Source organism: Salimicrobium salexigens, from assembly GCF_900156705.1.
GTDB lineage: Bacteria > Bacillota > Bacilli > Bacillales > Halobacillaceae > Salimicrobium > Salimicrobium album.
Map to the genome: position 1 here is coordinate 315,711 of NZ_FTOK01000002.1, position 24,198 is coordinate 339,908.

A 24,198-nucleotide genomic window follows, 5' to 3' on the forward strand; every position below is an offset into this window, starting at 1 on the left:
ATGGAACGGTTACAGGTGAATATCCCCGGGACTACAGCGTATGACGTGATGATAGCAGACGGTCTGCGACGCGAACTGAATGAATATATTGCTGACAGCTACAGCAGCATTCTTATCATTGCGGACAGGCATGTGGCGGATCTATATATGGATGATATAACAAATGTCCTGAAGACAAGAGGAAATATTTTTTGTAAAGTTATCCCGCCGGGGGAAGGTACGAAAAGCATGGAATGGTACGATCGTCTTCTTGACTATTGTATCTCGTGCAATCTGGATAGAAAATCGCTGATCATAGCCCTTGGCGGAGGAATGACCGGAGATCTGGCCGGGTTCGTTGCTGCCACTTACCTTCGTGGTATCTCCTATATACAAATGCCTACGAGTATTCTCGCCCACGACAGCAGCGTCGGCGGGAAAGTGGCAATCAACCATAAAGCGGGAAAAAATCTGATCGGTGCTTTCCATCATCCGGATAAAGTTCTTTTCGATACGGAAATGATTGATTCTTTACCTTTGAAAGAGAAACGCTCGGGATATGGCGAAGTAGTGAAGCATGCACTGCTCAGTGATAAAAGCTGGTTCGATGAAATTATGGAGAGGGAACTGAAAGAACTTGAAAATCATAAGGCAGCCCGAGATCTTATTCGTGGAGTCCGGCTGAAAGCCTCCATCGTCGAGCAGGATGAAAAAGAGGCCGGTGTTAGAAAGTACCTGAATCTCGGCCATACACTGGCTCACGCCATCGAGACAGAATTGGATTATGGATCCGTTACACACGGGGAAGCGGTGGTTATCGGAATTATATTTGCTCTTTCCCTCAGCGGTATGGAAGAAGAACGCAATCGTCTTCTCGTCTGGGCTGATAATAACGGTTACCCACTGGAAGTAGTCGGCGAACTGGATGAAAGGAAACTCCTGGAACATATGAAGCGCGATAAAAAAGCCGAGAGAGGGAAAATCAACTATGTGCTTTTACAGGCAGTCGGCAGTCCTTACGTTTCGCATGTAGAAGAAGATGAGCTTCTCCATGCGTTGAAGCAGTTCAAAAATGAGGTGATCGAATGATTCGTGGAATCCGTGGAGCGACCACAGTTGAAACAGACGACGCTACTGAAATCGTGAGCAGGTCGTATGAATTAATGAAAGAGATCGTAGAGGAAAACAGAATTTCGGCAGAGGACGTAACCCAGGTACTTTTCAGCGCCACGGCCGATCTGAACGCTGCCTTTCCTGCAAAATCGTTACGGAACCTGGACGGCTGGAAATACGTGCCGGTCATGTGCATGCGTGAAATCGATGTACCTGAAGGTTTAAGCAGGTGTATAAGGGTGATGGTAACGGTCAATACGACTGCGGAACAGAAAGAAATTAACCATATTTATCATCACGAAGCGATTAAGCTTCGTCCTGATTTAAAAGAGGAAGGCGGTGCCAAATGAAGACGAAACCGATATTAAATGAAATGACTCCGTATAAACCGGGGAAACAGATTGATGAAGTGAAGAGGGAATACGGACTTGAAAAGATAGTGAAACTGGCTTCCAATGAGAATCCGTTCGGGTTCTCAGGAAAGGTGAAGGAAGAACTCCCGCGGATGCTCGAAAGTTTAGAGTACTATCCGGATGGTCATGCCAGAGAAATCAGGGGAGCGGTCTCGGATTTTTATCAAATCGGGGAAGACCAGCTTATTTTCGGGAACGGGTCGGATGAGATCGTTCAGATTCTATGTCGTGCTTTCCTGGAACCGTTGACGAACACGGTGATGGCCGTACCTACGTTCCCTCAATACAAACACAACGCTCTTCTTGAAGGAGCGGAGGTGCGCGAAGTGGTTCTTACGGAAGATGGACATCATGACACCGAAACTATGCTGAATAAAGTGGATGATCACACAAGGATTCTCTGGCTGTGTTCCCCCAACAACCCGACAGGGGTACTGCTCGGGGAGGAAAAACTGAAAGAGATTATAGATCGTACCCCCTCCCACGTATTGATCGTTATAGATGAAGCTTATTATGAATACGCAGATAAAGAAAAACGGGCATCCTCACTGGAACTCGTTAATAATCACAAGAATGTAATGGTATTGCGGACGTTTTCCAAAGCTTACGGGCTGGCCGGCCTGCGGATAGGGTACGGCGTAGGCGATCCGGAAACGATTTCCGCGATGGAACCGGCACGTGAGCCGTTCAATACTTCGGTCGTAGCCCAGAAAGCGGCTGTGCTGGCGCTTGAAGATCAGGAGTTTTTAGAAGATACGGTGACGCGGACCAGGGAAAACAAGAAAGCGTTTATGGATTTCTGTGACTCTATCGATCTTCGCTACGATGACTCGGAAGCTAACTTTGTACTGCTGCATTTACCGATCAGTGGAGATGAAATGTTTGAATACCTGCTGACGAAAGGGTTCATCGTACGTTCCGGAGAAGCTCTCGGTATCCCGGAATCCATTCGTCTCACCATTGGAAGTAAAGAGGATATGAAAAAAATCCAGGGGTACATTGAAGAGAAGGTGAAGCAGGAGGAAGAGATATGAATAAAACTGTAGTAGTCGCCGGTCTCGGTCTGATCGGTGGCTCTCTGGCCATGAATATTAAAAAGGAAGGCCACTTCATATTAGGGCATGATGAAGATGTCCAGAGCCTTGAACTGGCTTATCGCCAGGGCGTCATTGATGAGAAGGCGGAGGACCTCTATGAAGCGCTGTCCCGGGCAGATGCTCTGTTTCTCGCGCTGCCTATCACTACTACCGTTCAGGTGATCCGGAAGTTGAACAACGTGACTCTTACCAAAGATCTGCTGGTTACCGATGTCTCTTCAGTGAAGAATGAAGTGATGAAGGAAGCTTCTCTTCTCACAAACGACCGGATAACATTTATCGGTGGTCATCCGATGTCCGGATCACACAAAAACGGATTTACAGCAGCCAAACCTCATTTATTCGAAAATGCTATTTACGTCCTCTCTCCGGTCAACGACCGGGATGAGAAAACAAAAGAGCTGCGGGAGCTGCTGGAGGCGACGAAAGCCCGCTTCGTAACTCTCTCGCCTCAGGAACATGATGAGATGACCGCCGTAATTTCACATTTTCCGCACCTGATCGCCTCCTCCCTCGTCCAGCAGGCAAAAAAATGGCAGCATACACACCCGGAATTGAAAAACCTTGCTGCCGGAGGCTTTCGTGATATTACAAGAATTGCTTCGAGTAATCCTCCACTGTGGCAGGATATTTTTTTTCAAAATAAACAGCAGCTCGTGCCAATGCTTGAAGACTGGATCCAGGAAATGACCAGATTGAAAGAATACTTGCAGTACGACTCACAGGAGGAGACGTTACGTTATTTGACGGAAGCTAAAACATTCAGGGATGGTCTGCCTGTCAAAGAGAAGGGAGCCATCCCCGGTTTCTATGACATCTTCGTGGATATCTATGATCAGCCGGGAACCATCCATAAAGTGATCGAAGTTCTTGCCGAAGCGGGTATAAGTATTAAGAACATAGAAATACTCGAAATACGTGAAGGCATAACGGGAGTACTCCGCATCAGCTTTCCGACCGGAAAAGAACAGGAGGAGAGCGCTCTCCTTCTGAGAAGGAAGAATTATGAGGTAGTGATCGAACAGTAAATATGCAGTATGAAGGGGGAAGATGTATATGAAAAGAAATCCGGCATCAGCGGGTTTATCGGGAGAGATTGCAGTACCCGGAGACAAATCGATCTCACATCGTGCTGTTATATTCGCATCTCTGGCGGAGGGGACTTCCAGAATCAGCGGCTTCCTGGACGCGGAAGATTGTTTAAGGACGGTAGAGGTGTTCAGGGCAATGGGGTTGCAGATCGACCGGGACGGACGGGATCTGACTGTACATGGCAAGGGAGCGGATGGACTGAAGGAGCCGGAAGCCCCGCTATATTTTGGAAACTCCGGAACGACTGCCAGACTGATGAGCGGAGTGTTGGCCGGGCTTCCGTTATTTACGACAGCGTACGGGGACGAATCTCTCAGCGTGCGCCCTATGGACCGGGTCGTGCAGCCGCTCCGTCAGATGGGTGCCGTCATCGAGGGGAGAGAACAAGGAAAGAAACTTCCTCTTGCTTTCAGCGGAACCGGCCTGAGCGGAATAACTTATGAAATGCCTGTCAAGAGTGCCCAGGTTAAATCTGCCATTCTTCTTGCCGGACTTTTTGCCGAAGGGGTAACAACAGTGATCGAAGCTGCGAAGACGAGGAACCATACGGAAACGATGCTTCCTGAATTCGGAGTGGAAGTTACCAATGATTCCGGCGCTATATCCGTCCGGGGCGGCCAGAAAATGAAAGCTTCGGATGTAGATGTCCCGGGAGATATTTCTTCAGCCGCCTTTTTTATAGTTGCTGCTGCTGTCGTTCCCGGAAGTGATGTAACTATTCGAAGAGTGGGTGTCAATGAAACGCGTAACGGCATTATTCAGGCTCTTAAAAAGATGGGCGCGGATATAAATGTGGAAATCACCGACCGGATCGGGGAGGAACCTGTAGCAGATGTTACTGTGAAAAGCAGTGAACTCGAGGGTATTACGGTGGAAGGAGAACTGATCGCCAATCTTATCGATGAAGTCCCTGTTCTTGCCCTGGCCGCAACTCAAGCTGCGGGAACGACGGTCATCAAAGACGCCGGGGAACTGAAAGTGAAGGAGACAGACCGCATACAGGCTGTGTGCGACAACCTTTCTTTAATGGGGGCGGATATTACGCCTACAGAAGATGGAATGATCATTAAAGGCGGAACTGCTCTCCGGGGTGCGGAAGTATCTTCAAAAGGGGACCATCGCATAGGTATGATGGAAGCCGTAGCTTCACTTCTAGCCGAAGGGGAGACCACTATTCACCGCCCGGAAGCCATAAACATTTCCTATCCTGACTTCTTTTCGGACCTCGAGCACTTGCTATATAATCGTTAGGAAAAATATCTTCACCGGACGAAAGGTCCCGGGTGAAGATATTTTAATGGGTCAGGAATTTCCTTACTTGAATACAAAGCGACATTCGTATATCATTGCTCTGTTAAGGGAGAATGAAACCCGCGGTGCAGAAAGGGTGTAATTAATGGAAGAGATTCAGAAAGCAGTCCATCAGATGGAGGAAAATAAAACGCAGGATGCGCTAGAAACACTGCAGAATTATTTGCCGGAAGCTGATGAAGAAGAGAAATTCACAATAGCTGAACTCTATATACAGTGGGGGATGCTTGAAGAGGCGAAGATGATTTTGAAAGAATTTCTTCAGCAGTATCCGAAGGAACAGGAAATCATCGTTATGCTGGCGGAGATCCACATCGACCTTGAGGAAGACATGGAAGCGGTCGACCTTTTGAATAAAATAGAACCCGAGGACGAAATGTATCTCCAGGCTCTCATGCAGGTCGCTGATCTGTATCAGTCTCAGGGCCTGTTTGAGGTGGCGGAAAGTAAACTTCTGACAGCGAAACATTATGATCCGAACGAACCGGTGATCGACTTCGCTTTAGGGGAACTTGCTTTTTCGAACGGTGAATATAACAAAAGTATCCCCTATTATGAAAATGCGATGGAACACTCCCGGGTCATCGGAGATATCGAAGTAGCAACCCGGCTCGGAGAAGCCTATGCAGCTACAGGCGGGTTCGAAGTAGCCCTCGAGTACTTTCAGGAAGTGGAAGAGGAAAACCCGGATGTGCAGTTCCGGTACGGATTCATAGCCAACAAGGCAGGGAGAAGCGACATAACCATTCAGGTATGGGAAGATCTTCTTAAAAAAGATCCATATTATCAATCCGTTTATCCGCTTCTGGCCAGAGTCTATGAAGAGGAAGGGATGGCTGCCGAAGCACTGGAGAAAGCACGGGAAGGTCTTACGAAAGATGAGTATAATAAAGATCTATACTACATGACCGGTTTTCTGTCCTACAAACAGGGAGATAAAGAAGCTGCTTATCGGGCGATGAGAGAAGCGGTTGCCATAGATCCCGGTTATAAAGAGGCGGTGCTGTTCCTTCTTGAACGGTATAAAGAAGAAGAAGATTATGAAAGCGTCATACTCCTTCTTGAAGATATTCAAAAGACGGGAGAAGTGGACCCGCTCTACGACTGGGAACTCGCCCAGGCAAGCAGGGAAGAGGAAAACTTCGAGAAGTCTTCCGGTTATTATGCCAATGCTTATTTATCTTTTAAAGAAGATGTGGAATTCCTTGAGGACTACGGCTATTTTCTTGTTGAAAACGGACAGAAAGAAGAAGCTGTGTCTGTATTTAAAGAGTTTCTGGTTCTTGAGCCTTCAAACACCGAAATTGAAGAATTCATCGAAAGGCTGGAAGCTTAATTCCGGGAACCCGGAAAAAAATAGAATTACTTTTCAAACTGTGAATCAGAAAGTATACTGATAAATACAGTGTTTAAAAAACAGGGGACTTAATCCACGCCCCTGTTTTTACTTCTGTCCGGCCAGGACGTGGGCAATGTTATTCGGAGGGGGGTGTAATGATGAAATGGGCAAAAAAAGATCTTGAACAATTCGTAAAAGAAAAAGAATATATCGACACCCTTTTTATTCCATTGATACCAATTCATACCTCTATTGACGAAAAGATGACCGGTTCCGGTTTTCAGGCGGAACTGACGAATCTCTTCTCAAGAATCATTGAAGAGCAGTTCAGGGGAAGGATTGTGCTGGCTCCGGATTATTATTATATAGCCGGGAACGCGGAAGCCGAGGTGGAACGAGTGAACAACTGGATAGACTCCTTCACCGAAAAACCTTTCTCTTACGTATTCTTGTTCAGTTTTGACAGAAACTGGAGAAAATCGGAAAGTGACCTTCGTGGTGAACTGCTCTGGTTCCCCGGCCTGCGGAACGGAGATTTACAGTCCACGGAGACCCAGTCGTTCGTTAAAGAACAGGCGAAAGAAATCGTGGAGATTATTAAAGAAAGCTGGCAGACATAATTCCTACGCGACAGTTGATAATTTATTGACCGAACAGGCTTTTTACGCTATCATGGTAGTGTCTTAGTAAAGTATTTTTAATATCCATGAAACATCGGGTCAGTATAGAGGGGGGAAAAGAATGAGTGAACCAAAAAAAGTATCCCGTCGTCAATTTCTTAACTACACACTAACAGGGCTCGGCGGTTTTATGGCCGCAGGAATGATGGCTCCCATGGTCAGATTTGCCATTGATCCTGTTTTCAAGCCCGCTGCGGCAGGCGATTTCCATTCTGTTGCCGACGTTAAAGAAGTGACGAACGAACCACAGCGTTTTGAGTGGGAAGTGGAGCAGGTGGATGCCTGGTATGAATCCACTATCCAGAAAACAGCATGGGTGTATCGCAAAGAAGATGACGAAATCATCGCACTATCACCTATCTGTACACACCTGGGCTGTACGGTGGACTGGGCCTCGAATGAGGAATATCCAAAACAGTTCTTTTGTCCATGTCACGGCGGACGCTATACGAAAGATGGAGTTAACGTTCCGGGCACGCCTCCGACCGCACCGCTACCGGTTTTTGAAACGAAGGTCGAAGAAGGCATGTTGTACTTAGGTGAAGAAATTGCTAGATAAAGGGGGCGTAGTTCATGCTGCAAAAATTATATGATTGGGTCGATGAGCGTGTAGACGTCAACCCGATATGGCGAGATATCGCGGATCACGAAGTACCTGAACACGTGAATCCGGCGTACCACTTCTCGGCGTTTGTTTATTGTTTCGGTGGTCTTACGTTTTTCGTTACCGTAATTCAGATTTTATCAGGTATGTTTTTGACGATGTATTATGTACCTGACATTGAAAATGCTTGGAATTCAGTTTACTATCTGCAAATGGAAGTTGCTCATGGACAAATCGTCCGGGGGATGCACCACTGGGGAGCCAGTGTTGTGACGGTCATGTTATTTTTACATACACTCAGGGTTTTCTTCCAGGGAGCTTACAAGAAACCGCGTGAACTCAACTGGATTGTCGGAGTTCTGTTGTTCTTCGTAATCCTGGGTCTGGGCTTTACCGGATACCTTCTTCCATGGGATAACAAAGCTTATTTTGCTACTCAGGTAGGTCTTGAAATTGCAGCAGCTACACCTGTCATAGGTGATATGCTGAGAACGTTACTCGCAGGTGATCAGTCTATCGTAGGAGCTCAGACACTTACAAGATTCTTTGCGATTCATGTGTTCTTCCTTCCAGCTGTACTATTCGGACTTCTTGGAGCACACTTTATTCTGATAAGAAGACAAGGTATTTCAGGACCGCTATAAATCTTTAGCGAAACAAAGGAGGGAAAGACATGCATAGAGGAAAAGGAATGAAATTTGTGGGAGATTCCCGTATCAAGGCGAACAAGGAGAGGAACGTCCCGAAGGATTATTCGGAATATCCCGGACGGACGGAAGCCTTCTGGCCTAACTTCCTGCTTAGAGAGTGGTTGACGGGCTCCGTGTTTCTTATAGGGTTTCTTATTTTGGTGGCTGCCCACCCTTCACCTCTCGAGCAGCAGGCCGACCCGACGAACGCAGGGTACATCCCGTTGCCCGACTGGTATTTTCTCTTTATTTACCAGTTGCTTAAATATCAGTTCGCAGGCGGTGAGTACATCGTAATCGGTGCTATCGTCATACCCGGTCTGGCTTTTACAGCTCTACTTCTCGCACCGTTTCTCGATCGTGCGCCGGGACGTAATGTCAATAAGCGTCCGATTGCTGTTGGGTTGATGCTGATCGGAGTAGCTACGACCATCTGGCTTACATACGAGTCGGTCTCAGGAGTTGACTACCAGGCACGCGGCGAGAAATATGCCGTGGACGTAGAAGCTCAGGAGTCGGAGGTGGAAATCGACACCGAAGCTGCAGGTTATGCCGCATATGAAGCCAACTGTATGCAGTGTCACGGCGAACAGCTTCAGGGTTCGGGCAATAACCCTTCGCTCTTGGAAACAGAGAAATCTGTAGAGGAAATCAAAGACATCGCTGTTAATGGTATAGGCAGTATGCCTGCTGATATGTTCAGCGGCTCTGATGAAGAACGTCAGCAACTGGCCGAATTCATTAAAGAAACTGCGAAAGCTAACAGTGGAGGCGGCTCTGGCGAGTAACTCCATTGGAACAGAGACATCTTTACAAGTCGTGCTTATTAAGCACGACTTGTTTTTTTAAGGAATGTCGCAGAAAATTCCGAAATGATGATAGTTTCTTTGAATGGGAGGCTGAACAGGGTGATAAGATACATAATGCATTCAAGAGCGTTTTTGACCGTGTTGCTGCTTGTGAACCTTTTCGGAACGTTGTATGGATATATTTGGTACATACCTCAATTAGTCGATACCGCTCCGGTTTTTCTTATTTTTGTCCCCGATAGTCCGACGGCCAGTCTGTTTTTCACTATAGCTGTTGCGGGCTGGATTTTCGGCAAACACTTTAAATTAATTGAAGCTCTTGCTCTGGTGACACTCGTGAAATACGGGGTATGGGCAGTAGCTATGAATCTGCTGTCACTGACAGTCGAGGGGACGCTTCCCTGGACGAGTTATATGTTGATCGTTTCACACGGTGCCATGGCCCTGCAGGCACTGCTTTATCTCGGCAGATACCAATTCAGTTACATTCACCTCTCTATTGCAGCTGTATGGACGCTTCACAATGACGTGATCGATTACGTGTTCGGACAGATGCCGGTATACCCTTCTATCAATCAGTATATGGACGAAATAGGTTACGGCACATTCTGGCTCAGTATAGGATGCATAGGAGTGGCCTGGTTGGTGGTCAAATCCGGAACTGGCAGGAAGCTCAGGGAGAATACTCCTGCATCGCCGCTAAGAGATGTAAAGTGACATACAGCGGGATTTTTTGACTGATGCAAAGTTATGGACACGTTTGAAGAATAAAGGTAAAATTATAAGTGGAAAGTTATAGACGGAAGAGCAAGAGGAACGGTTATATCTTCCGCTATTCAACCTCCGGAAATTTGTGAAGACCTTTAGTTACTAGGACAGGGGGAAAAGAAAAAAGATGGAATTTCTTATTTACATTGCAATAATTTTGATTCTGCCTTTATGGGCGCAGTCAAAAGTGAAGAGTACGTATAAAAAATACTCTAAAGTCGCTACATCCTCAGGGATGTCCGGGGCTCAGGTAGCACGAAAAATTCTGGATGATAACGGTTTATACGACGTCGGTGTGGAAGAAGTCAAAGGTACGCTTACAGACCACTATGATCCGCGGAAGAAAGTGGTCCGTCTGTCTTCCCATAACTATCACTATGCTTCCCAGGCAGGGGCGGCCGTCGCTGCGCACGAAGTGGGACATGCCATCCAGGATGATCAGGAGTATGCGTTCCTGAAGTTCCGGAGTGCTCTGGTACCGGTAGCCGGGTTCGGTTCAAACATATCCATATTCCTTATTATGGGTGGACTGCTGCTCGGCATGCAGCAGCTGTTCCTGTTCGGGATCATCTTTTTCGCAGCAGCCGTGCTGTTCCAGCTCGTAACGCTTCCGGTGGAGTTCGATGCGTCCAACCGGGCGATGACCCAGATGATCTCCACGGGGGTCATTAAGAATGATGAAGAAAGAAGTACGAAAAAAGTTCTCAATGCAGCTGCGATGACTTACGTGGCGGGCGCTCTTGTCGCTCTGGCGGAACTTCTCCGGTTCATATTCATGTTTATCGGTATGAATCAAGATTAAAGGAAAGAAGCACTAAAAAAAGTAGCGGAGGCTTTAAGGCCCGCTACTTTTCTTTTTATATTATGGATCGATAGGATTCTTATTTTCATCGAGTGTGAAGCCTTCTCCGATTACATCGTGGACGTGGCTGACGGCGACGAAAGCATGAGGATCGATGGTTTCTATAATCTGTTTCATCCGTACAATTTCCAATCGGCCTATAATACAGTACAACACATCCCTTTTTTCACCGGTGAACGTACCCCTTCCTTCAAGGGTAGTAACACCGCGGTCCATTTCAACGAGTATTTTACTGGCAATCTGTTCACTGTGGTTGGAAATGATCGTCACGCCCCTTGCAGCATAAGCCCCTTCCTGAATAAAGTCGATCACCCGGGCGCTTATGAACACGGCTACTAATGTGTACATCCCGCGAACCGGGTTCAGGTACGTAACGATAGAAGTGAAAATAACGACGGTGTCGAATAAGAACATAGCTCTGCCCATACTCCAACCGAGATGTTTATTGATGAGCCGGGCGATGATATCAACGCCTCCTGTCGTTCCTCCGTAGCGGAAAATGATGCCGAGACCAACTCCGATGAACACTCCGGCGAATAGCGAGGCCAGTGTAAGATCAGCGGAGAGATCGATTACAATCATGTAGGACTGTGCCACCCAAATGAACACGGAAACGGAGACTATGCCGAGAAGGGTGTAATAGAAAGTCTGCTTTCCGAGAGAGGTCCATCCTATAAGCAGAATGGGAATGTTAAGGACGATGTTCATAACCCCGGGGTCAAGATCGAAGAGGTATAATAAGAGCAGTGTAATCCCGGTGAAGCCACCCTCGCCCAGCTCGTTCTGGATGTTGAAATGTACAAGTCCGAAAGAGAAGATGGCAGATCCGAGTATGATGAATATAATATTTTTCCATTTTAATCCAATTTTTTTCAAGAAATCACCTCTGTAATATTTTTCTTTTCCTGTTTAATTATAAGGAAAGAGTATAGGACTTACAATAACAGTGGGAAAGATTTGTCAAACAGAGGAGTTTTAGCTACCATTTAAGAAGATGTTTCGAAAGGAGTTCTGAGCTTTGAGTATATCGACTGAAGAAATGCAGGAACGGGTGGACCGCTATATATCGCAATACAAAGAGGGGTATTTTTCCCCGTTGAGCATGCTTGCAAGACTCTCCGAAGAGGTAGGGGAGCTTGCCAGGGAAATCAACCACGTATACGGAGAGAAACCGAAGAAAGATTCGGAAGCGGAAAAGGCTCTGGAAGAAGAACTGGGGGACGTGATGTTTGTTCTTACAAGCTTTGCTAATTCCCTGGGTATAGATATATCGGAAGCTTTTGATATGTCTATGAGCAAAATCGAAACGAGAGATAAAGACAGATGGACAAAGAAGGAGGAAGACTGATGATAAATGTAATAGTAGCCGGACCAAGAGGAAAGATGGGAAGTGCCGCCCTTGATATGATCGAAGGTGAAGATAATTTACAGCTTGTCGGATGCATCGATCGAAAAAACGACCAGTCCCGTGTCAAAGATATTGAGGGACTTCCCCCGTTTGAAGCGAAAATTTATGAAGATGCCGAACAATGCCTGAAGGAAACGGATGCAGACGTGCTCATAGATTTGACGACTCCCGAATTCGGATATAAGCATACGAAAGCATCCCTTGAGCATGGAGTGCGTCCTGTAGTCGGTACGACCGGATTCACAGAGGAGCAGCTTCAGGAAGTCACAAAACTGAGTGAAGAGAAAAAACTGGGCGCCGTCATCGCTCCCAACTTTGCTACCGGTGCTGTACTTATGATGCAGTTTGCTAAATGGGCAGCAAAACATTTCCCGGATGTGGAAATCATTGAAAAGCATCATGATCAGAAACTCGATGCTCCCTCGGGTACGGCTGTCAAAACGGCCCAGCTGATAAAAGAAGAGAGAGAAAGGAAAAGCCAGGGGCACCCGGAAGAAAAAGAGACGATTGAAGGGGCCCGCGGCGCAGATGTAGACGGAATGAAAATTCACAGTATGAGACTTCCGGGTCTCGTAGCCCATCAGGAAGTAGTGTTCGGTGGAGACGGGCAGACGCTTACCATCCAGCACGACTCCATGAATCGCGCATCCTTTATGTCCGGCGTGAAACTTTCGTGTGAAAAAGTGATGGAACTGGACACACTCGTTTACGGCCTCGAGCATCTGCTGGAATGAACAGAACTGAAAAATAAAAGGCCCGTCGTCAAATACATCATTACAGGGGAGGAACCACATGCACATTGCACTTGTAGCTCATGATAAAAAGAAGGATGACCTGGTAAATTTTGTGCAGGCGTATCTGCCTGTGCTGGAGAACCACAACCTTTACGCCACAGGGACGACCGGAGCAAGAATTGAAGAGGCTACGGGTCTTGATCTGGTTAAGTTCCAGTCCGGACCGCTCGGAGGTGATCAGCAGATCGGTGCAAAAATTGCAGAGGAAGTGATGGACGTCGTAATTTTCTTCCGGGACCCACTGACTGCCCAGCCCCATGAGCCGGACATCAGTGCGCTTTTGCGTCTGTGTGATGTTCACCAGATCCCTCTCTCCACTAACATGGCAGGAGCCGAAATGCTCGTTCATGGTATAAGCAGAGGCGACCTTGATTACCGGCAAATAAAGAAAGAGTCTAAATGAAATTGAAGGTGACGTAAATGTCCAAAATAGGTATTACGTGTTACCCGACCGTGGGCGGGTCCGGGGTATTGGCGACGGAACTCGGGAAGTTCCTTGCTGAAAAGGGGCACGAAGTCCATTTTATAACGACGCAGATCCCTTTCCGGTTGAACAAAATATATCCGAACATCTATTTCCATGAAGTGGAAGTGAACAACTATCCGGTCTTCCAGCATCCCCCTTACGATCTCGCTCTTGCCAACAAAATGGCGGAGGTAGCGAAACGGGAGGAACTCGATCTGCTGCACGTCCATTATGCTATGCCTCATGCAGTATGTGCTATTCTGGCTAAGCAGATGTGCAGCGAACTGGATCTTAAAGTTATTACTACGCTTCACGGAACAGATATCACCGTACTCGGCATTGACGATAACCTGAAACAGTTGATCAAATTCGGGATCGAGAAGTCGGATGCGGTAACAGCCGTTTCCAACAGTCTTGTGGATCAGACGAGAAGAATGCTGGATACGGAAAAAGACATGCACGTCGTCCATAATTTCGTGGACGAGCGGGAATACCAACACGTAGACTCGCGCAACCTGAAACAGCAGTTTAACATTAGGGAAGACGAAAAGGTCGTTATCCACGTCTCTAATTTCCGTAAGGTGAAACGGGTGGAAGACGTAGTCCGCTCTTTTCATCTGATACAGCAGGAAGTGACTGCAAAACTTGTTCTGGTCGGAGACGGTCCCGAATTCAACAAGGTGTATAACCTGGTGGAGCAGCTCGGCATAGAAGAGAAAGTACTGTTTGTGGGTAAACAGGAACGTGTACAGGAACTTTTATCGATTGCGGATGTAAAGCTTTTGTTAAGCGAGAAGGAGAGCTTCGGTCTCGTATTGCTTGAAGCTATGGCATGCGGAGTTCCCTGCATAGGAACGAACATAGGAGGAATTCCCGAAGTCATAGACGATGGCGTGGATGGCTATATCGTAGAGGTTCAGGACATAGAACAGGTGAAGGAAAAAGCGCTTCGGATACTGAAAGATGCTCAGCTCAGTCGCTCGTTTTCCGAAAACGCCGTCCGGGCGGTAAGTGAGAAGTTTTCGGCAGAGAAAATCGTTAAACAGTACGAAAAACTGTATGAGCAGGTGTTGCACAGTGAACTTTAAACAGCACGTGTTGTTTGGTCCGGCCATAGAAGTGATTTCCGCCATTGAAGATCATGGGGGGGAAGCTTTTATGGTGGGAGGCTGCGTAAGAGACTTCCTTCTGGGACAGGAAGTAAAAGATGTAGACATAGCAACCTCCCTTCGCCCCGAAGAGATCATAAACATATTCGATAAAGTCATCCCTGTCGGAATAGAGCATGGCACCGTAATTGTAAGACAAAGGTCCCTTTCATTCGAAGTGACGACTTACAGAATGGAAGAGGACTACGAAGATTACAGACACCCGAGTCAGGTGTATTTCGTTTCATCGATAGAACAGGATCTGTCACGCAGGGATTTCACTATGAATGCGATGGCTATGACTTCCGGAGGCCGGCTGATCGATCCTTTCTCCGGGGAGAAAGCGATCAGTGAAAAGCAGATCGAGACGGTGGGAAGCCCCTCGAATCGTTTTGAAGAAGACCCGTTACGAATGATGAGGGCTCTCCGGTTTTCCTCCCAACTCGGGTTTACAGTCAGTCCTTCCGTGCTGGAAGTGATAAAAGAAAAAAGCTCTTTGCTGCAGCACCTGTCCGTGGAAAGATTAGCTGCGGAGTTCGAAAAGACGGTTGCAGGCCCGTGGTATCGTAAAGGGTTGAATTATCTCGCCGGGACGGGGGTGTTTGCACACCTTCCGGTATTCTGTGCCCACACGGATGCGGCCGGGCGGTTCCCCTTGGTAAGATTGCGGGATTGGAGCGAAATGCTCAGTTTTTACCATCAGCAGATCCCCGGGGTACCAGCAGAAGATTGGGGCAGGAAGTGGAAACTTTCAAACCGTACGAAGAAGAAAGCCCAGAATATTTCCGGAGCGGTTCAGATGTATAAAGAGCGGGGGCTTGGGAATTATCTGCTTTACACTCTTGGGGAAGCCGACTTGGGCAGCTGGGTAAACGTAATGAGAAGTCTGGGATATGAATTGGAGACGGACCCGGTCGAACGATACCGGTCGCTTCCGATCCATTCCCGGTCGGAGCTCCATCTTGATACGGAAGAACTGCTGCAGCTGTTCCCGGAACGAAAGAAAGGAAAGTGGATCGGCGAATATTTAAATGCTCTGGTGCAGAGTGTGGTGGAAGGAAATTGTGTAAACGAGAAGGATGAGTTGATAAAATGGATAATAGAACTGGATCGACAAAGACAAGGCTGATAAGCCTGTTGAAGGAAAGTGGAGGGTATTTATCAGGTCAGAAGCTGGCCGGGGAGCTCAACGTCTCGAGAACAGCTATATGGAAGAATATCAAAGAACTGGAAAAAGAGGGGTTTACTTTCGAGGCTGTTAAGAAAAAGGGATACAGGCTGAAAGACGAAGCAGACGACATGCCTCCTTCCTTCGTTCAATCTGCTCTTACTACTGAAGAAATCGGCCATCCCCTGTTTCACTTTAAAGAAGTCACCTCCACTCAGGAAAAGATACATACTTTAGCGAAAGAAGGGAAACCTCATGGCACTGTCGTATTAGCGGATGAACAGACAGCCGGGAAAGGGAGACGCAAAAGGGCATGGGATTCTCCGAAGGGAAGCGGAGTCTGGATGAGTCTGCTGCTGAGACCTTCATTTTCCCCGCAGCGAGCTCCCCAGGTTACGATCGTGGCTGCTTCGGCCCTGGTGAAAGCGCTACGGAATTTTGGTATCAGTGCTACGATCAAATGGCCGAATGATGTTATGATAGGAGACAGAAAAGTAAGTGGTATTCTGACTGAAATGAGAGCTGAACAGGATTTCGTCGAATATATCGTTCTCGGTCTCGGGGTGAATATCAACCAGAGGGAGGAAGACCTTCCGGAAAATCTCCGGGAGAAAGCTACTTCTATTCAAAGAGAAACCGGTAAAAAGACTTCGATAGGCGAAGTGGCTGTTGCTGTGCTTCATGAATTTGAACAGGAATATGAGCGGTTTATAGAAGAGGGGTTCACCTGTTTTGAAAATGACTTCTCAACTATCGGTTATAAAGTGGGAGAGTGGGTGCAGGTGTCTACGTGGAAAGAGCCGTGGCTTGCGAGAATTGATAAGATAGAAGCTGACGGAGCGCTGTCGGTAACAGATGAATCAGGAAAAAGAGAGCGTCTTTATTCAGCTGAAATATTGTGGAATAAACACTATTAAGTTTTTCCGGAAAGAAGTGGTAAACGTGAGTACCTATGCGATTATTGACCTGGAGACCACCGGCAATTCTTCGGGTCGCGGAGATAAAATCATAGAAATAGGAATAGTAGTAATGGAGAGCGATAAGGTAACAGAGGAATTTTCGACTTTTATATACCCTGAAGCTGAAATTCCACCGTTTATCAGTAATCTGACCGGAATTACAGATGACCATGTTATGGATGCCCCGCTCTTCTCGGAAATCGTTCCCGATTTGAAGAGACTTCTTCGTCAGGACTACGTAATAGCACATAATATTGATTTCGATCTCACTTTCATAAACGATGCTCTGGCTCAGCTCGGAGAAGATCAGATTTCCGCGAAGGTAATCGACACGGTGGAGCTTTCGAGAGTATTAATGCCCAAAGCTTCCGGTCATAAACTGTCGGAACTTTCGGAGTCCCTTGAATTGTCGCATGATCAACCCCACCGCGCCATTTCGGATGCACGTGTGACCGCGGAACTGTGGAAAGTACTTCAAGCTAAAATGAGGAGTCTGCCGGAAAAGACGCTTCTGTACCTGCTGAAGCTTTCAGCGGCTTTCAAAAGTGATGTAACTCTCATACTCGAAGATCTTCTGACTGCAAGAAGGTATGAGGGGAGCGGTCCTGCCGATGATAAATATGAACTGTGGGAAGGCGTTCCTGTACTTAAACTGTCCTCCCAGGAGAAGGATTACCGAGGGAAACGTCTTGCTCCCGCATGGGAAGAGTGGCTACAGTTTCTTTTTGAAGAGCCGGAGGGCCTTGACAGTATTATAAAGTCATACCGTTCCCGGAAAGAACAGAAGAAAATGGCCGAATCGATCCATCAGTCTTTGCATGAGAAGGAATCCGCTTTTATAGAAGCCGGTGCTGGTATAGGAAAATCGATGGCCTATGTAACAGCCGCTGTACATACAGCTGTCGAAAAAAAGGAACCGGTACTGATTTCCACCCATACAAATACGCTCCAGTCCCAGCTTGCTCAAAAAGAATTACCGCTCCTTTCAAAGATCAGTCCGGTCCCTTTCACCTTTGCCACCCTGAAAGGGAGCGAGCATTATTTAAGCCTCGCCCATTTCCGGTATGAACTTGAATATGGGACGCTCCATAACTATGACGATGTACTGACGAAAGCGATGCTGCTCGTATGGGTGCTCGAAACCGAAACAGGTGATATCGAGGAAATTCAGATGCCTTCCAACGGTTATAAATTCTGGCGCAAAGTGTCGGCAGATCAGAAAGGAAAAGAAATTGCGCTGTCCATGGGAAACTATTCCTATTATCACAAAGCTTATGAGAAAGCCGCATACGCCGATATTATCGTAACGACGCATGCTCTGTTCTGTTATGATCTCCTGAAAGAAGAGGAATTTATTCCTTCGTGCCGATATGCTATTATTGATGAAGCGCATCATTTAAACAGCGTGGCAGCTAAATACTTCGGCTCACGTCTGTACTATCCGTCCGTGCAGCAGCTGTTCTCCCAGTGGAAAGAAATTTTCGAACCGTCCTACTATCAGAATGTGACGATGAACAAAGAAAAAAAGCAGGAACTTTTAAAATATTGCACTGTTCATATTGATAATGCCAAATCTGAGTGGGCAGAGCTGTCTTCGTATTTTTCTTCTTACGCCGTGAAGAACCGTCCTGCGGTTTCATCGGATACCGGCAAAGTGATTTTCGACTTTTACAATCTCGGATCCGGAAAGTTTTTGAGAATCATCTCTGATATGTGTGAGCGTTTATTGAAAGAATTGAATCAGCTGATCCGGGGGACAGAAACACTGATGAATGAGCTGCTTATGCAATTACAGACCCATGAGAACCCGGATCTTGTCATTCTTATTACCCGTCTTGATTATCAGATCGGATACTATAAGGAACTGACTGAAGAGATCGATTCTATCTTCCTTAAAAACACGGAGAATCCGGTATGGGCGGAATTCGATCTTAAACATCCCCAGGGGACGCTGACGCTGGAAAGTGAAAGCCATATGCATACGCACGTTTTGTCGGAACGGCTGCACACCAAAAAGGACAGTATCATATTCACAAGTGCTACTCTCGCGGCCCGGGGATCGTTTCAATTTGTGAAAAAACAGCTTGGTATGGAGTCGGTGGAAAAGGAAGAAATCATCCCTTCTCCCTACGATTACGAACACCAGATGAAGGTGGTCGTCCCTACTGATATACCTTCCATTAAGAAGAAGGGAAACGGGTTCCTTTATGCCATCAGTGAAATGATTTTTTCCCTGGCTTTGAAAACGAACGGCAGAATGCTCGTTTTATTCACTTCCTACTCTATGTTAAAAAACGTTTATTATCTGCTCAGGGAATTTCAGGAATCCTCCCGTTATCAGCTGATCGCCCAGGGGATTACGAGTGGCAGCAGAGACCGGCTTAAAAAGGATTTTCAGGCGCTTGATTCCTCTATACTTCTTGGAACGAACACTTTTTGGGAAGGAGTGGACATTCCCGGAGAAGATCTTAGTTGTCTCGTGATGGTGAGACTGCCTTTCGATCCTCCTGCCCACCCCGGTCAGCAGAAGGAAGAGATGCTCTGGAGCTGTGAAGGGGAGAACCCGTTTATGGATCTGACCCTTCCGAAAGCGGTTATCCGGTTCAAACAGGGAGTGGGACGTCTTATCCGCAGTGAAAACGACAGAGGCCTGCTGGTCATTCTCGATAAGCGGATACTTGAAGCGAACTACGGGCGTTATTTCATAGAAGCGTTGCCTGTTACAAGAGTGCATGAAGTCGAATCCAGAGAGCTGTTGGAGAAGTTCGACGATTATCTTCCGACACCCGGCGCCGAACCGGGGGAATAAGATATTGGACAGCAGACGCGGGTCCACAGCGGGGGAGGGGGAAGGACATCATGAATAAACAGACCCTCGTAGCAAGAATCGAAACGGTTTATAATGAGGACCTGTATAAAGTTATCGATTATCTGAATAAGAAATTTAAGAAAAATAATATTATAATCGGTCTTTCTCTGAAAGAGTCCGGAACAGCGGTGATAAAATTTTATGAAGGGTAAACATCTGTGGTGGATTGCCGGAGTTCTTGCAGCAATACTCCTCGGTTTGATGATACTGTATATCAGTGTCTATAACATACTTGAAGAGAGACGTACCGAGGGAGCGGACACTGCACTGAAAACCGTGCAGGAGAAGGCAGGGGATGTAAAAGTCATGGCAAATTATACTTTCAACAGCTCTGCGCCGTTTGAGATACTCTTTACTACGAGCAACGATAAAGATATGATCTATTATGTAAACAAAAAAAGCGGCACCATAGCTGACCGGATAGATCGGGAAGATTTTGTACCGAGAGAAGAAATTGTGAACAGGTGGGAGGACAGTTGCCGTAACTGTACATTTACTCATATCCAGCCTGCTTACAAAGACGGTACCCCCTCCTGGGAGGTCACTTTTACCGATCAGGAAGGAAGATATGGTCTTGCTTATTTCAATGGAGAGACCGGGGAAGAGTTTCAGAGATTCGCTTTTAAAAAAAATGAGTAGAAAAGGGGTATGATTATGGAATTAGCAAACAGAGTACAGACGTTGACACCTTCCAGCACACTGGCTATTACGGCTAAAGCGAAAGCTTTGAAACAGGAAGGACACGACGTGATAGGTCTCGGGGCGGGAGAACCTGATTTCAATACGCCGGAGTATATACTTAAGGCGGCCAAACAGGCCATGGATGAAGGGCTGACGAAGTACACCCCCTCCGGAGGGATTCCGGAACTCAGAAAAGCGGTAGCCGACAAATTGAAAAAAGATCAGGAACTCGAGTACAATGAAAACCAGATAATTGTAACGACGGGGGCAAAACACGCTCTTTTCACTTTATTTCAGGTACTTCTTAATCCTGGAGATGAAGTAGTCATCCCGGCACCATACTGGGTCAGCTATCCGGAACAGGTGAAGCTTGCGGGTGGAAAACCGGTGTTCGTGAAAGCAGGTGAGGAGAACGAATTTAAAATCACTCCCGACCAGCTCAGAGATGCCGTCACTTCCAGAACTAAAGCTGTTATCATCAATTCCCCGAGCAACCCTACAGGTATGATGTACACAAGGGAAGAACTGGAAAAACTCGGAGAAGTAGTGCGGGAAAAAGATCTTCTCGTCGTCTCCGATGAAATTTATGAGAAACTGGTATATACCGAGGACCCTCACGTTTCCATGGCGCAGTTGTCGGATGACTTGTATGGACGTACGATAGTGATCAATGGGGTATCCAAATCCCACTCCATGACCGGATGGAGAATCGGTTACGCAGCAGGACCCGGGGAGATCATTAAAGCTATGACAAGTCTGGCTTCACATTCAACCTCGAACCCAACATCCATAGCCCAGCATGCTGCTCTGGCAGCCTATTCCGGCGGTGAAGACGAGGTAATGAAAATGAGAGACGCTTTCAGGGAACGTCTGGACGTTTTTTATGAAAGACTCGTAAACCTTCCCGGCATCAGTTGCGAAAAACCGAAGGGAGCCTTCTACTTATTTCCGAACGTCAAAGAAGCTGCTTCCAATTGCGGCTTCCGGGACGTAGATGCATTCGTGGAAGCGCTCCTTGAGGAAGAGAAGGTGGCTCTCGTACCCGGGTCGGGTTTCGGTTCCGAAAATAACGTACGACTGTCGTATGCGACTTCCATGGATAACCTGAATAAAGCGGCAGACAGAATAGAAAAATTTCTAAAGACACATCATAAGTAAGGAAGGGACATTCAGTTATGGCTAAAACTACAATTCAAAACGTATCCAGACATTTAAACGAGGAAGTTACTATTGGTGCCTGGATCCATAATAAGCGTTCAAGCGGTAAAATAGCGTTTCTGCAACTCCGTGACGGCACAGGATTCATTCAGGGAGTAGTAGGAAAGAATGATCTGGGGGAAGATAAGTTCAATAAAGCAAAAACTCTGTCACAGGAAACGTCGTTATACGTTACGGGCACGGTAGTGGAAGACAAGCGGTCTCCGCTTGGATTTGAACTGCAGATAAGCGATTTCTCCATCATTCAGGAAGCGGAGGACTATCCCATCACGCCGAAAGAACACGGTACGGAATTCCTGATGGACCATCGTCACCTGTGGCTTCGCTCCAAAAAACAGCATGCCGTGATGAAGGTGAGAAATGAAATCATCCGGGCAACTTATGAGTTTTTCAATGATAACGGTTATGTCAAAATCGATCCACCGATCTTGACGGGTTCTTCTGCAGAGGGGACGACAGAACTGTTCCATACGAAATATTTTGATGAGGAAGCTTATCTATCTCAGAGTGGCCAGCTTTACCTGGAAGCGGCTGCCATGGCTTTCAATAAGGTATTCAGTTTTGGACCTACATTCCGTGCGGAGAAGTCGAAAACACGCCGGCATTTGATAGAGTTCTGGATGATTGAACCCGAGATGGCGTTCATGGATCACGAGGACAGCCTGGAAGTGCAGGAGGAATATGTCTCGTACATCGCACAATCCGTACTGCGGAATTGTAAAATGGAGCTTGAGGTTCTGGAAAGGGACCTGACTTCCCTCCAGAAGATCGAGGCGCCTTTTCCGCGGATTACTTATGATGATGCTATCCAACTGCTGAAGGATAAAGGATTTACGGACATTGATTGGGGCGATGACTTCGGTGCTCCGCATGAAACAGCGATTGCGGACAGTTATGAGAAACCGGTCTTCATTACCCACTTTCCGACTGAGATCAAAGCTTTCTATATGAAACCGGATCCGGAACGTGCGGACGTGGCCTTATGTGCAGATCTTATTGCTCCGGAAGGATACGGTGAAATCATCGGCGGTTCCCAGCGCATTGACGATCTGGAGCTGATGAAACAGCGTTATGAAGAACACAATCTTACCGGCGATGCTTATCAGTGGTACCTGCAGCTTCGTCAGTACGGTAGCGTACCGCATTCCGGTTTTGGACTGGGACTGGAAAGAACGGTCGCCTGGATAGCCGGAGTCGAACATGTGAGGGAAACGATACCGTTCCCTCGTCTGTTGAACCGTTTATATCCATAATTGTGCAGTGGCTGTCAGGCATCGGGAATTACCGGTGCCTGATATTTCACTTGAATGAGAAGGGTGTCTCCGACAGCAGGAGAAACGAAAGATGGAGGTTTAGTACTTTTAAAGAGAGGGATCATCATGACCAAGAACCAACCTTACGAATATATACTGCAGACTCAGCTGACCCTCCCGCAACAATTGGTTACCGGGTATAAAGCCTTGGGGATGAATGAAACAGAACTGGCAATCGTACTTCAGCTATTCCGTTTCAAGCAGGAAGGAGTGAATTTTCCTACTCCGGAGGAAATAGCCGAATATTTGACTGTGTCTGAAGAGGAATGTTCCAATCTGCTTCGCTCCTTGATACAAAAAGGAATAGTCGAAATACTACATGAAAAAGGACCTGAAGGGATCATTCAGGAAACATACTCCCTTGAACCTCTTTTCGTATTACTATTCCAGAAACAGCAGGCGAAGAAAGAATCTTCGTCAGATATGAAAGAGTCGCTGTTTCCACTATTTGAGAAGGAATTCGGAAGGCCTTTATCCCCGTTCGAAATAGAAACGATTAATATCTGGCTTGATGAGGAGAACTATAAAGAAAATCTGATAAAAGCTGCGTTACGGGAAGCTGTTCTGATGGGAAAAATGAATTTCAAATACATTGACCGTATTCTGTCGGAATGGGATCGGAAGGGTATCCGGACGATAAAACAGGCCCAGAATCACGGGAAACAGTTTAGAAACGGTCAGAAACCGAACTTTTCGCCATCAAATTCAAAACGGGACAAGTCCCTGTACTACAATTGGCTGGAAGAAGAGTAAAGGAGAAGAAATGCTTACTTTAAAACAGATACGATATTGCCTGGATATACTGGAGGAAATGTACCCGGATGCAGACTGCGAGTTGTCCCATTCGAACGCCTTTGAACTGCTGGTGGCCGTGATTTTATCGGCTCAGGCTACTGATAATCTTGTGAACAAAGTGACACCGGATCTTTTCAGGAAATACAAAAGTCCGGAGGATATAGCTGCTGTTGAGACAGAAGAGTTGGAAAAAGATATTAAATCGATCGGTCTCTACAGAAGCAAGGCGAAAAATCTTAAGAAGATGGCGGCGACGCTTCTGGAACGTTTCGATGGAGAAGTACCGGAAAGTAAAGAGTCGCTGGAGTCCCTGGCAGGAGTAGGCAGGAAAACGGCAAATGTGGTAGCTTCGGTCGCTTTTGGGGAACCTGCGATCGCAGTGGATACTCATGTGGAGCGAGTCTCGAAACGATTAGGCATCTGCCGCTGGAAAGATTCAGTGTTACAGGTGGAGAAGACTCTGATGAAAAAGGTGCCGAAAGAAGAGTGGAGTGCTACACATCATCGACTCATTTTTTTCGGAAGGTACCACTGCCGAGCAAAAAATCCCCGGTGTGAGGAGTGTCCGCTTCTTTCGCTGTGCCGGGAAGGGCAAAAAAGAATGAAACAGAAAAAATGAGTAC

At 46.8% G+C, this 24,198-nt stretch carries 26 protein-coding genes; 25 read left to right on the forward strand and 1 reads right to left on the reverse strand.

The features are described 5' to 3' along the window. The 12 genes from aroB to BW931_RS03900 all read left to right on the forward strand — a co-directional run bounded on the left by aroB (position 1) and on the right by BW931_RS03900 (position 10,696). Positions 1-1,068: a 3-dehydroquinate synthase gene (gene aroB, locus BW931_RS03845; RefSeq protein WP_076570089.1), complete on the forward strand. Its 1,068-nt coding sequence runs from the start codon at positions 1-3 to the stop codon at positions 1,066-1,068. Next, complete coding sequence (gene aroH, locus BW931_RS03850; protein WP_008587506.1) at positions 1,065-1,442, forward strand: chorismate mutase; 378 nt, start codon at positions 1,065-1,067, stop codon at positions 1,440-1,442. Before aroB ends, aroH begins: the two co-directional genes overlap by 4 nt. After that, on the forward strand, positions 1,439-2,539 hold the full coding sequence (hisC, locus tag BW931_RS03855) for a histidinol-phosphate transaminase (protein ID WP_008587508.1): 1,101 nt from the start codon (positions 1,439-1,441) through the stop codon (positions 2,537-2,539). The genes aroH and hisC overlap by 4 nt, the downstream gene beginning before the upstream one ends. Continuing rightward, complete coding sequence (locus tag BW931_RS03860) at positions 2,536-3,630, forward strand: prephenate dehydrogenase (RefSeq protein WP_076570091.1); 1,095 nt, start codon at positions 2,536-2,538, stop codon at positions 3,628-3,630. Before hisC ends, BW931_RS03860 begins: the two co-directional genes overlap by 4 nt. 28 nt (positions 3,631-3,658) lie before the next feature. Further along, positions 3,659-4,945: a 3-phosphoshikimate 1-carboxyvinyltransferase gene (gene aroA / locus BW931_RS03865; protein ID WP_076570093.1), complete on the forward strand. Its 1,287-nt coding sequence runs from the start codon at positions 3,659-3,661 to the stop codon at positions 4,943-4,945. Positions 4,946-5,090: 145 nt separating this feature from the next. After that, positions 5,091-6,341: a tetratricopeptide repeat protein gene (locus BW931_RS03870; protein WP_008587515.1), complete on the forward strand. Its 1,251-nt coding sequence runs from the start codon at positions 5,091-5,093 to the stop codon at positions 6,339-6,341. A gap of 158 nt (positions 6,342-6,499) precedes the next feature. Further along, positions 6,500-6,964, forward strand: a complete 465-nt coding sequence (locus BW931_RS03875) for a DUF2487 family protein (RefSeq protein WP_143023818.1) — start codon at positions 6,500-6,502, stop codon at positions 6,962-6,964. Between the two features lie 121 nt (positions 6,965-7,085). Beyond that, complete coding sequence (locus tag BW931_RS03880) at positions 7,086-7,583, forward strand: QcrA and Rieske domain-containing protein (RefSeq protein ID WP_008587521.1); 498 nt, start codon at positions 7,086-7,088, stop codon at positions 7,581-7,583. Positions 7,584-7,597: 14 nt separating this feature from the next. Continuing rightward, positions 7,598-8,272: a menaquinol-cytochrome c reductase cytochrome b subunit gene (gene qcrB, locus BW931_RS03885; protein ID WP_008587523.1), complete on the forward strand. Its 675-nt coding sequence runs from the start codon at positions 7,598-7,600 to the stop codon at positions 8,270-8,272. A 29-nt stretch (positions 8,273-8,301) separates the two neighbouring features. Continuing rightward, positions 8,302-9,105 (forward strand): menaquinol-cytochrome c reductase cytochrome b/c subunit, encoded by an 804-nt coding sequence (locus tag BW931_RS03890; protein ID WP_076570096.1) that lies wholly within the window; start codon positions 8,302-8,304, stop codon positions 9,103-9,105. An 87-nt stretch (positions 9,106-9,192) separates the two neighbouring features. Next, positions 9,193-9,843, forward strand: coding sequence for a lipoprotein heptaprenylglyceryl N-acetyltransferase LhaT (gene lhaT / locus BW931_RS03895; protein WP_040609088.1), 651 nt, complete (start codon positions 9,193-9,195; stop codon positions 9,841-9,843). Positions 9,844-10,021: 178 nt separating this feature from the next. Beyond that, entirely contained in the window at positions 10,022-10,696 is a 675-nt protein-coding gene (locus BW931_RS03900) for a zinc metallopeptidase (RefSeq protein ID WP_008587529.1), read from the forward strand. Between the two features lie 60 nt (positions 10,697-10,756). Here BW931_RS03900 and BW931_RS03905 read toward each other — a convergent pair whose 3' ends face one another. Beyond that, entirely contained in the window at positions 10,757-11,632 is an 876-nt protein-coding gene (locus BW931_RS03905; protein WP_008587531.1) for a YitT family protein, read from the reverse strand. Positions 11,633-11,795: 163 nt separating this feature from the next. Between BW931_RS03905 and BW931_RS03910 the strand changes: the two genes are divergently transcribed. The 13 genes from BW931_RS03910 to nth all read left to right on the forward strand — a co-directional run bounded on the left by BW931_RS03910 (position 11,796) and on the right by nth (position 24,194). Beyond that, positions 11,796-12,104, forward strand: coding sequence for a nucleotide pyrophosphohydrolase (locus tag BW931_RS03910; RefSeq protein ID WP_076570211.1), 309 nt, complete (start codon positions 11,796-11,798; stop codon positions 12,102-12,104). Further along, positions 12,104-12,898, forward strand: coding sequence for a 4-hydroxy-tetrahydrodipicolinate reductase (dapB, locus tag BW931_RS03915; protein WP_093106264.1), 795 nt, complete (start codon positions 12,104-12,106; stop codon positions 12,896-12,898). Before BW931_RS03910 ends, dapB begins: the two co-directional genes overlap by 1 nt. Positions 12,899-12,956: 58 nt before the next feature. Further along, a complete protein-coding gene (gene mgsA, locus BW931_RS03920) occupies positions 12,957-13,361 on the forward strand; it encodes a methylglyoxal synthase (RefSeq protein ID WP_008587536.1) in 405 nt (134 codons plus the stop codon). A 17-nt stretch (positions 13,362-13,378) separates the two neighbouring features. Beyond that, positions 13,379-14,512 (forward strand): N-acetyl-alpha-D-glucosaminyl L-malate synthase BshA, encoded by a 1,134-nt coding sequence (gene bshA / locus BW931_RS03925; RefSeq protein WP_008587538.1) that lies wholly within the window; start codon positions 13,379-13,381, stop codon positions 14,510-14,512. Further along, positions 14,502-15,701, forward strand: a complete 1,200-nt coding sequence (locus BW931_RS03930; protein WP_159435662.1) for a CCA tRNA nucleotidyltransferase — start codon at positions 14,502-14,504, stop codon at positions 15,699-15,701. Before bshA ends, BW931_RS03930 begins: the two co-directional genes overlap by 11 nt. After that, positions 15,665-16,657 (forward strand): biotin--[acetyl-CoA-carboxylase] ligase, encoded by a 993-nt coding sequence (locus BW931_RS03935; RefSeq protein WP_076570105.1) that lies wholly within the window; start codon positions 15,665-15,667, stop codon positions 16,655-16,657. The genes BW931_RS03930 and BW931_RS03935 overlap by 37 nt, the downstream gene beginning before the upstream one ends. Next, positions 16,596-19,508, forward strand: coding sequence for an ATP-dependent DNA helicase DinG (gene dinG / locus BW931_RS03940; RefSeq protein ID WP_084193847.1), 2,913 nt, complete (start codon positions 16,596-16,598; stop codon positions 19,506-19,508). The genes BW931_RS03935 and dinG overlap by 62 nt, the downstream gene beginning before the upstream one ends. Positions 19,509-19,558: 50 nt before the next feature. Beyond that, positions 19,559-19,720: a DUF4264 family protein gene (locus BW931_RS13350; RefSeq protein WP_102335854.1), complete on the forward strand. Its 162-nt coding sequence runs from the start codon at positions 19,559-19,561 to the stop codon at positions 19,718-19,720. Next, positions 19,710-20,207: a hypothetical protein gene (locus BW931_RS03945; RefSeq protein ID WP_076570108.1), complete on the forward strand. Its 498-nt coding sequence runs from the start codon at positions 19,710-19,712 to the stop codon at positions 20,205-20,207. Before BW931_RS13350 ends, BW931_RS03945 begins: the two co-directional genes overlap by 11 nt. A 15-nt stretch (positions 20,208-20,222) precedes the next feature. Then, a complete protein-coding gene (locus tag BW931_RS03950; RefSeq protein ID WP_076570110.1) occupies positions 20,223-21,407 on the forward strand; it encodes a pyridoxal phosphate-dependent aminotransferase in 1,185 nt (394 codons plus the stop codon). A gap of 17 nt (positions 21,408-21,424) precedes the next feature. Next, a complete protein-coding gene (gene asnS / locus BW931_RS03955) occupies positions 21,425-22,720 on the forward strand; it encodes an asparagine--tRNA ligase (protein ID WP_008587552.1) in 1,296 nt (431 codons plus the stop codon). Positions 22,721-22,846: 126 nt separating this feature from the next. Beyond that, the gene (locus BW931_RS03960; protein ID WP_076570216.1) at positions 22,847-23,533 is read left to right on the forward strand and encodes a DnaD domain-containing protein; all 687 of its coding nucleotides are present in this window, start codon (positions 22,847-22,849) and stop codon (positions 23,531-23,533) included. A 10-nt stretch (positions 23,534-23,543) separates the two neighbouring features. Then, the gene (nth, locus tag BW931_RS03965) at positions 23,544-24,194 is read left to right on the forward strand and encodes an endonuclease III (RefSeq protein ID WP_076570113.1); all 651 of its coding nucleotides are present in this window, start codon (positions 23,544-23,546) and stop codon (positions 24,192-24,194) included. The last annotated feature ends 4 nt before the right edge of the window (positions 24,195-24,198 follow it).

Coding starts and splice junctions, on each gene's coding strand:
- hisC (WP_008587508.1), top strand. CDS start 1,439: ATGAAGACGAAACCGATATTAAATGAAATGACTCCGTATAAACCGGGG.
- aroA (WP_076570093.1), top strand. CDS start 3,659: ATGAAAAGAAATCCGGCATCAGCGGGTTTATCGGGAGAGATTGCAGTA.
- BW931_RS03900 (WP_008587529.1), top strand. CDS start 10,022: ATGGAATTTCTTATTTACATTGCAATAATTTTGATTCTGCCTTTATGG.
- BW931_RS03890 (WP_076570096.1), top strand. CDS start 8,302: ATGCATAGAGGAAAAGGAATGAAATTTGTGGGAGATTCCCGTATCAAG.
- dinG (WP_084193847.1), top strand. CDS start 16,596: ATGAATCAGGAAAAAGAGAGCGTCTTTATTCAGCTGAAATATTGTGGA.
- BW931_RS03875 (WP_143023818.1), top strand. CDS start 6,500: ATGATGAAATGGGCAAAAAAAGATCTTGAACAATTCGTAAAAGAAAAA.
- BW931_RS13350 (WP_102335854.1), top strand. CDS start 19,559: ATGAATAAACAGACCCTCGTAGCAAGAATCGAAACGGTTTATAATGAG.
- aroB (WP_076570089.1), top strand. CDS start 1: ATGGAACGGTTACAGGTGAATATCCCCGGGACTACAGCGTATGACGTG.
- BW931_RS03880 (WP_008587521.1), top strand. CDS start 7,086: ATGAGTGAACCAAAAAAAGTATCCCGTCGTCAATTTCTTAACTACACA.
- BW931_RS03945 (WP_076570108.1), top strand. CDS start 19,710: ATGAAGGGTAAACATCTGTGGTGGATTGCCGGAGTTCTTGCAGCAATA.
- nth (WP_076570113.1), top strand. CDS start 23,544: ATGCTTACTTTAAAACAGATACGATATTGCCTGGATATACTGGAGGAA.
- dapB (WP_093106264.1), top strand. CDS start 12,104: ATGATAAATGTAATAGTAGCCGGACCAAGAGGAAAGATGGGAAGTGCC.
- BW931_RS03960 (WP_076570216.1), top strand. CDS start 22,847: ATGACCAAGAACCAACCTTACGAATATATACTGCAGACTCAGCTGACC.
- asnS (WP_008587552.1), top strand. CDS start 21,425: ATGGCTAAAACTACAATTCAAAACGTATCCAGACATTTAAACGAGGAA.
- BW931_RS03935 (WP_076570105.1), top strand. CDS start 15,665: ATGGATAATAGAACTGGATCGACAAAGACAAGGCTGATAAGCCTGTTG.
- BW931_RS03870 (WP_008587515.1), top strand. CDS start 5,091: ATGGAAGAGATTCAGAAAGCAGTCCATCAGATGGAGGAAAATAAAACG.
- qcrB (WP_008587523.1), top strand. CDS start 7,598: ATGCTGCAAAAATTATATGATTGGGTCGATGAGCGTGTAGACGTCAAC.
- bshA (WP_008587538.1), top strand. CDS start 13,379: ATGTCCAAAATAGGTATTACGTGTTACCCGACCGTGGGCGGGTCCGGG.
- mgsA (WP_008587536.1), top strand. CDS start 12,957: ATGCACATTGCACTTGTAGCTCATGATAAAAAGAAGGATGACCTGGTA.
- lhaT (WP_040609088.1), top strand. CDS start 9,193: ATGATAGTTTCTTTGAATGGGAGGCTGAACAGGGTGATAAGATACATA.
- BW931_RS03860 (WP_076570091.1), top strand. CDS start 2,536: ATGAATAAAACTGTAGTAGTCGCCGGTCTCGGTCTGATCGGTGGCTCT.
- aroH (WP_008587506.1), top strand. CDS start 1,065: ATGATTCGTGGAATCCGTGGAGCGACCACAGTTGAAACAGACGACGCT.
- BW931_RS03950 (WP_076570110.1), top strand. CDS start 20,223: ATGGAATTAGCAAACAGAGTACAGACGTTGACACCTTCCAGCACACTG.
- BW931_RS03910 (WP_076570211.1), top strand. CDS start 11,796: ATGCAGGAACGGGTGGACCGCTATATATCGCAATACAAAGAGGGGTAT.